At 35.7% G+C, this 224-nt stretch carries 1 pseudogene; it reads right to left on the bottom strand.

From position 1 onward, the window contains the following. Positions 1–206: pseudogene (locus EII29_RS12600) on the bottom strand (OmpA family protein); the annotation flags it as partial. Positions 207–224 lie beyond the last annotated feature (18 nt).

Below are 224 nucleotides of genomic sequence, written 5' to 3'. Positions count from 1 at the left end.
AATAATAATGCCCTCTCATCAAGTACTACCGTTACTTCTTTCGGTCCTTTAACTTTTGTTATGTCTATTTCATCCAATTCCAGTGCATTTATTCTTATAGTATTGTTTCTCATCTGTGTTGTAGTCAGTCTTCTTGCAGACATTACAGGTATCGACATTAACAATAAAAATATTACCGCTATTACTGCTCTTGATTTTCTTTCCATGCGTCCGCCTCTCTTTCC

It is taken from the genome of Leptotrichia sp. OH3620_COT-345, assembly GCF_003932895.1.
Lineage (GTDB): Bacteria > Fusobacteriota > Fusobacteriia > Fusobacteriales > Leptotrichiaceae > Pseudoleptotrichia.
This window is presented reverse-complemented; position numbering and strand designations above follow the sequence as displayed.